This window comes from Pantoea sp. Taur (assembly GCF_009830025.1).
GTDB classification, from domain to species: Bacteria; Pseudomonadota; Gammaproteobacteria; order Enterobacterales; family Enterobacteriaceae; genus Pantoea; species Pantoea communis.
The window spans coordinates 1-7,392 of the sequence record NZ_SZZZ01000047.1; the positions used below are offsets into that span (position 1 = coordinate 1).

The following is a 7,392-nucleotide window of genomic DNA, read 5'->3' on the forward strand; positions in this document are numbered from 1 at the left end:
TTTTACTAGCACTCATTCATCGTTAGTTTCTTACTATAAACAATTATTGGCCAATACCATCATCCCACCCGAAGACTTCTATAAAGGAATAACTTATTTGATACCAAAATCTACCAAAAACTATCTTGAACCTAAAGATCTAAGGCCTATCACCTGCCTGAATGGGGTTTACAAATTACTTACATCTATGATAAGTAATAAAATATCGGAGCATGTTAACAACAATCATATCATCACAAAGGAGCAACTAGGATGTAAGAAAGATGCCAAAGGATGTAAAGAATTGTTAATCATAGATTCTTTCATAGCATCACAGGTATCAAAGAAAAAAAGGAATGCCTCTATTGCCTGGATTGATTACCAAAAGGCATTTGATTCAGTACCCCATAGGTGGTTAATAGAAATATTAAAAATCTACAAAATAGATGGTAAAGTTGTAGATTTATTAGAACGTTTGATTAAGACTTGGAAAGTGATTTTACACCTACCCAATTTTAGTAGTTCCAAACTGTGCATACCGATAAATAGAGGAATATTTCAGGGAGATTCTTTAAGCCCGTTACTGTTCTGTCTGGCATTGAATCAACTTAGTGAATTATTAAATGAATCTGGAATGGGTTACAAACTTGGTAGGAATGGAAGCATTATCTCTCATGCTCTGTACATGGACGACTTAAAACTATACTCCAAAAATGAAAACGAATTGGCGAACATGATTCAGATGGTAAAATCATTCAGTAATGATATTGGCATGACTTTGGGAATAGATAAGTGCGCTATAATTCATGTAAAATGGGAGAAATATCTAATGGTGCAGATGTAGAGCAGTTTAATTATGAAATAATAAAACAACTCAGCGAATCAGACTCTTACAAATATCTAGGTTTTGGTCAACTTTTGAAATTCAAGAAAAGTAATAAGGATAATTTTAAAGATGAATTCAAAAGACGAATTAGAAAACTCCTAAAGACCTATTTGTCAGCTGGTAATTTAATCAAAGCAATAAATACTTGGGCTATTCCAGTACTGACTTATACCTTTGGTGTCCTCAAGTGGTCCAATACGGAGCTTGAAGAATTGAATCGCCTAGTAAGAGTCCTTTTCACTTCTGAAAGAAAACGACATCCCAAATCTTCAGTTGAAAGGATGTACTTACCACGAAAGCAGGGAGGAAGGGGTCTAATTTGTTTGTTAAGAAGTTGCAGAGAGCAAGAACATCACTTAAGAGATAGCTTTTTGCAAAACACCTCCCCTGTATGGACAGCTATAAAATCTTTGGACAGTGCTTACACTGCTTTGAACTTAATATCATCGGAGCATAAAGAGGCTCCTACTGAAGAGATCCTGATTGAATCTTGGAAAAATAAACCTCTGCATGGACGTATTTATCATTCTCTCTCGGAATTGGAAATTAACTGGGATGCCTCCATCAAATGGCTAAGAAAAGGTTACCTATTTCCCGAAACGGAAGGGTTTATTTTAGCCATTCAGGACCAGGTAGTTGCCACCAATGCTTATAGAAAATATATATGTAAAGAGGAGATCTGTGACCGATGTCGATTATGTAAAAACGCAGCAGAATCTATCCAGCACGTAACATCCGGTTGTCAAATGTTGGCAGGAAAAGAATACTTGCTGAGACACAATAATGTAGCGAAAGTTGTCCACCAGGCATTGGCCAAGAAACATGATCTTATAGGCAGCACCTGTCCTTATTATAAATATAGCCCACAGACAATTTTTGATAGGCGGCACATCAAGCTGTACTGGGACCAAGCCATTATCACTGATCACACCATCCCTCACAATAAACCTGACATTTTATTTGTCAATAAAAAAGATAAAGTTGGCAGTATCATAGAAATAGGGGTACCATCAGGTGACAATGTACAGAAGGTGGTAGCAGAAAAAATTCGAAAATACCAAGATCTTAGCGAAGAATTAAGAGAACTTTATCAACTTGAAAAAGTGAGGGTTTACCCCTTGATCATTTCCACTAATGGTTTGATTCCCGAAATAACGCTAGATACCATCAGTGCACTAGATCTTCCTATGAAAAGCCTGGAAGAAATGCAAAAGGCAGTGCTGCTTGGAACTGCGAGTATTGTTCGAAAGTTTCTAAATATTAACAAGTAATTCGAGCCTAACCCTTGACCTAGGTCCGGGTAGGTGCTATTTCCGGCATTTGCCGAGAAAGAGAAAAATTCGAAAATAATAATAAAATAAAAAAAAAAAATAAAAAATAATAATAGTAAATCAGTAAATAAATAAAAAATTATATAAATTTAACAATTAAATTAATAATGATATTGTATCAGTGACAATTCATTGTGGCATCATCATATATGTTTGTAAATTTCCAGTTTGACAAAAAGGGACATTACAGCATTCACGTTATTGATATCATTTCCCAAGGCTGTTGAAACACTGTTTGTTATGTTTTTCTGTTGCAATTTTCTACGATAGAAAGGGCATTGTTCAAAAATGTGGGCTACAGTAAGGCTGTTATTACAGTACTCACATCGTGGAGGTTCTTCTTTTGTTATAAGATGGAGGTGAGTAATCTTCGAATGGCCAATCCTGAGGCGGGTGAGGACCACCTCCTCTCTGCGGCTGCCACGAATTGAGGTCTGCCAAGGCTTCACACTACTCTTAATACCTTTGAGCTTACTTGGGGGGCTGTCTTCCCATATTTTCTGCCATTCCATGTATATTCTCTCTTTCAGAGGGCGTGCCAGTTCAGATGGTGTTAGGAGATTCTTGCCCCGACCTGGAAGAGCAAGTGCATCCTTAGCAGCCTTGTCCGCCATTTCATTGCCCTTTATACCAATGTGTCCGGGAACCCATATATAATGAATTGATTTATTATTTTCAGTCATCATCTTCTCAATTTCTAGAATTCGTTGGATTCCTGGATGATTGGAATACATGTTTTCCAGTGACTTAAGTGCGCTCAACGAATCTGAGACTAATGTGACATTCTTTATAGGCAGATTCATGGAATGTTGTAGAGCCATTGCAATAGCATTTACTTCTGCTGTATAAACACTACAAAGCTGGTGCAGCTTGAACTTGTGGGTAGAATCAGAGGTAACAAAGGCTGATGCAGTGGATGAGTCTGATTTAGATCCATCTGTGAAAATCAATTGGTGTTCCGGTAACGAGCTGATGATTTTTTCAAATCTTTTTCTGTAATCTGATGTGCTCGTGTTTTCTTTAGTGGACCTCGATAGTTGAAGGTATAGTTGGGGTTTTTTATAAGTCCAAGGAGGGGTATTGTTTTCTATTGTTTTAACATTAATTGATTTTAAGTGGTTAATGATGAAGGTTACTCTTTCTGCCAACGGCAAGGTGGCATTAATTTTCTGTTGAAATTTAGTTGAGAATCTATGTTTAAATATATATCTGTGAGCTGGATGGGTGGTTTGTGGGTATAATCTGCTTAAATAATTAATAACTAACTTATTACGTCTAGATGATAAAGGGGGTAATCCAGACTCGACACACAGGCTTAATGAAGGGCTGGTTCTGAAGGCTCCTGTAGCTATGCGTATTCCAGTATGGTGAATTGAATTGAGTCTAGCAAGATTATGTCCACGAGCTGAACCATAGATAAAACTACCGTAGTCTATCTTAGAGCATATTAGTGCTTGGTATATCTTGAGCATGGACGTTCTGTCTGCTCCCCAACATGTTCCACTGAGGACCTTCAATATCCCGAGTTTTCCTAAACATTTCTCTTTCAGTGTTCTTATGTGCTCTTCCCAAGACAATCTCCTATCAAATTCTAATCCTAAGAATCGGCAGCTAGTGACGTATGGTAAGGCGATGCCATTTAGAAGAAGTTCAGGTGACTGAGGAGTATTTCTTCTTCTACTGAAATGAACGCACTTGGTTTTATTGGTTGAAAATTGGAGTCCTGAGTTATGTGACCACAAGTTTATGCGATTCAGTGATGTCTGAAGTTTTTCTTTTATGCATGAGATGTCATTGGACCTGTAAAATATCGCCAGATCGTCCACAAATAACATCACCCTCACTCCACGGGGAAGATTGGTACCCAAATCATTAATTGCAAGTGTGAAAAGGGTTGTGCTAAGAACACAGCCTTGCGGGACGCCATTTATTTGTTCACAATCGCTTGATAGTGTATTTCCTATTCGAATCTTGAAATGGCGATGAGCTAAAAACTTTTGGATGAATATCGGAAGGTTGCCTCGGAATCCCAACGATTTCAGCTTTTTTAAAATAATGGATTTATTTGTTTTATCAAAGGCCTTATGCATATCGAAAAAAACTGCTACAGCTTGCTCCTCCTGCACAAAAGTGTATTGAAGTTCAGCTTCCAATTGGACTAAGTGGTCAATAGTAGACCTACCTTTGCGGAAACCACTTTGGAAGTTTTGTATATAGTTGTTCTTCTCTAATATCCATTTAAGTCTTTGATTCACTACACGTTCCATTATTTTGCAAAGGCAGCTCGTTAAGAAAATTGGTCTATAGCTTGAAGGATATCTTTTATCTTGACCAGTTTTCAAAATTGGTACCACCTCCGATTTGAGCCACGAGCTGGGAATATCGCCACATTGCCAAATGTGATTATAATAATTCAGGAGCCAGGTTAATGTAATATTTGGTAGGTGTTGTATCATAGTATAATGGATATTATCAGGGCCAGGAGAAGAACCTTTAACATTCCTTAAAACAGATAAAAGCTCCCACATTGTGAACGGGATGTTATAAACCAAAGACGTATCGTCGGTTGTGAAGTCAAACTGCTCATTATTTACGTTGGCTGCCGGTTCGTTATATATTTCCGAATAATAGGTTGCAAACATGTTTCCAACTACTTCGGGATTATCAGACAATTTCCCGTCCGAAAGTAGAGTATATCTGGTATTGGAATATATTCCTTTTATTTTCCTGATTTTATTCCACACAATGTTTGTTGGTGTAGACGAATTAATAGAATCCACAAAGGATTTCCACGATTCCTTTTTGCTACTGTTCAACGTTCTTCTACATTTCGATCTTTCTTTTTTATACTCAATAAAATTGGCTATATTCATATTCTTTCGAAATTTATTGAATGACTTTCTTCGACTTTTAATAGCCTCTTTACAGTCCTTACTGAACCAAGGGACATATGTTTTCTTTGGGAAACCTTTAGTTTTAGGTATAGAAGATTCAGCGGCAAGGAGTATGGCTTCTGTTATTGCTTTACATCCATTTTCAACGCTCAAATTACTCGCCGATGTTGGTGGTGGGTTTGCGAGTGCCGAAAAAAGTGACCAGTCGGCTTTTTCAAAAATCCATCTTGGTTTCCTGTTATCATTGTCGAAAATGTTAGAAAGTTTTAGCTGCAGTGGGAAATGGTCACTGCTATATGGGTCTGGGAGTACTGTCCAATCTATAATTTGGAATAAGGAGGGGCTGCATAAGGATAAATCTATTGCGGAATATGTTCTATAAGTAGAGCTGAGGAAGGTTGGCTCACCTGTATTTAATATCAAAAGGTCAGATGAATCTATGAAACATTCGATCATACGGCCTCTTCCATTTACATTTTTACAACCCCAGATAGTGTTGTGACCGTTGAAATCTCCGGTATAGAGAACAGGCTTAGGTAACTGTTTATGAATGTGAAGGAGATGTTCAATCTGAATGGAATTATCCTGTGGGAGGTAGATGTTACAAACTGTAAAAGTAATGCCACAATGAACCGTAACTGCTACAACCTGGAGCGGTGTATCTATTTCTACATGTTTCGAATATACTGATTGTTTAATGGCAACAGCTACTCCTCTAAACGCGCGATCACTGTTTGGGCTGTCTTTCCTGAAGATGTCAAATCCTTTTAAAGTAAATTTATCAGACAATTTTAGGTGGGTTTCTTGGAGGCTTATACAAAAGGGGTCTACGTCTTTCATTAATATTTTTAAATCGTTGTAATGTGATCTAATACCATTGCAATTCCACTGAATTAGCGTCATTACAATTTAAGGAAGGGAAGTAGAAGTACCTATCATAAAACCCAAAATTAAGGAAAAGTAAGAAATCAATAAAAATTCAAAATTAATATTCAAAAGAACAAAAATAAAATAAAAATAATTGTAAAAATAAACGAGGAAAAATAAATTAATTAAACAGTATTTAACAATATGGATGTTACATGATATTTCTGGAAGATTAAACATAAAAAGAACAGCAATTATAAATTTATAAGAAGTTAAATATAAATAATTAATAATGGAAGGAAATTTGAGTAAGTCAAAAAGAACGAGACATACTGTTACTGAAAAACTATGGAAGTAAGTTAGGGAAGATGGTATTTGTTTTTCTGAAATAATTCTATTAATGAAATTAGATAGAAGATCCATTGAGATTAAAAGCATTATTATTTATATTTTTTAGTTGGCGATGTTTTCCTTGATCTTCCTTTTTTGTTTTTATTTGTTTTAAACCCGTCAACATCCATAAGCTCATTGCTAGTAGACGGCGATGTCGAAGGAATTGGGGGATCGAGGGGATCGGGAAGAGGAATTGGGGTTAAAGAAGGAGCGGGATCAGGAGGGGGAAGAGGTGTAGGAGAGGTGGTAGAGAGAGCGGATGGGGGGGGGACAGGAAGCGGAGGGGAGGGAAGCGGTGGGGAGAGAAGGGGAATTGGGGACGAAGTATCAGAGGTTATATCGCTGCGGGAGGCTGTGGTGGCCCGGGTGATAACCTTTTCAATGCCACTTATGCTATCCATCGGGGTAGGATGATCCGGCTATAGAGGCCGTGGACGAACTGGCCTGGCTAGTTACTTTAACTACAGTGCTAACTTTATTATTAATAGTTGTGTTTTTATTTTGTTCAAAATTAAAAACAATATCGGCCTGTACGGCTACATCTTTTTTCTCTATATTTTGTTTGGCTATTTCGGCAAATGATTTAATAAAATATGTTGGATTCTTTTCTTTATATATTCTTTTCGCTTCATTGAACGTTACTTTATTATTTACTTGAATTGACTTTATTTCTTTTTGCATTATAAATAATGGGCATTTACGATCTAGGGCATGATGGCTACCGTTACAATTAATACATCTTTGTTGGTTTTCACACTTAATATTTTCGGGGTGCTTATCTTCACCACAGTTAGCACAAACGGCTTGTTTTTTACACTGATAGGTTGGGTGTGAGAATCCTAAGCAGTTGAAACACCGCATTGGGTTCGGCATATAAGGTTGGACCCTTAACGTGTGAAACCCTATTTTAATGGCCAAAACCTCTCTCAGCTACAAAGACGCCGGTGTTGATATCGATGCTGGTAACGATCTGGTTGACCGTATTAAAGGCGTAGTAAAGAAAACTCGCCGCCCGGAAGTGATGGGTGGGCTGGGTGGCTTT

General features: G+C 37.3%; 4 protein-coding genes and 1 pseudogene. 3 read left to right on the top strand and 2 right to left on the bottom strand.

The window, feature by feature from the left end; translation table 11 throughout:
- Both FD744_RS25040 and FD744_RS25045 read left to right on the top strand, forming a co-directional pair.
- On the top strand, positions 1-823 hold an 823-nt coding region (locus FD744_RS25040), incomplete at its 5' end, for a reverse transcriptase family protein (protein WP_160869994.1).
- Positions 772-2,136, top strand: a complete 1,365-nt coding sequence (locus FD744_RS25045) for a hypothetical protein (protein WP_160869996.1) — start codon at positions 772-774, stop codon at positions 2,134-2,136. The genes FD744_RS25040 and FD744_RS25045, both read left to right, overlap by 52 nt.
- 203 nt (positions 2,137-2,339) lie before the next feature.
- On the opposite strand, the gene FD744_RS25050 is transcribed toward FD744_RS25045, so the two are convergent.
- A complete protein-coding gene (locus FD744_RS25050) occupies positions 2,340-5,993 on the bottom strand; it encodes a reverse transcriptase domain-containing protein (protein WP_373424454.1) in 3,654 nt (1,217 codons plus the stop codon).
- 750 nt (positions 5,994-6,743) lie between these two features.
- Positions 6,744-7,223 carry a hypothetical protein gene (locus FD744_RS25055; RefSeq protein WP_160870000.1) on the bottom strand — a complete coding sequence of 160 codons (480 nt, stop codon included), beginning with the start codon at positions 7,221-7,223 and terminating at the stop codon, positions 6,744-6,746.
- A 37-nt stretch (positions 7,224-7,260) separates the two neighbouring features.
- Between FD744_RS25055 and FD744_RS25060 the strand changes: the two are divergent.
- Positions 7,261-7,392 (top strand): annotated as a pseudogene (locus FD744_RS25060) (phosphoribosylformylglycinamidine cyclo-ligase); the annotation flags it as partial.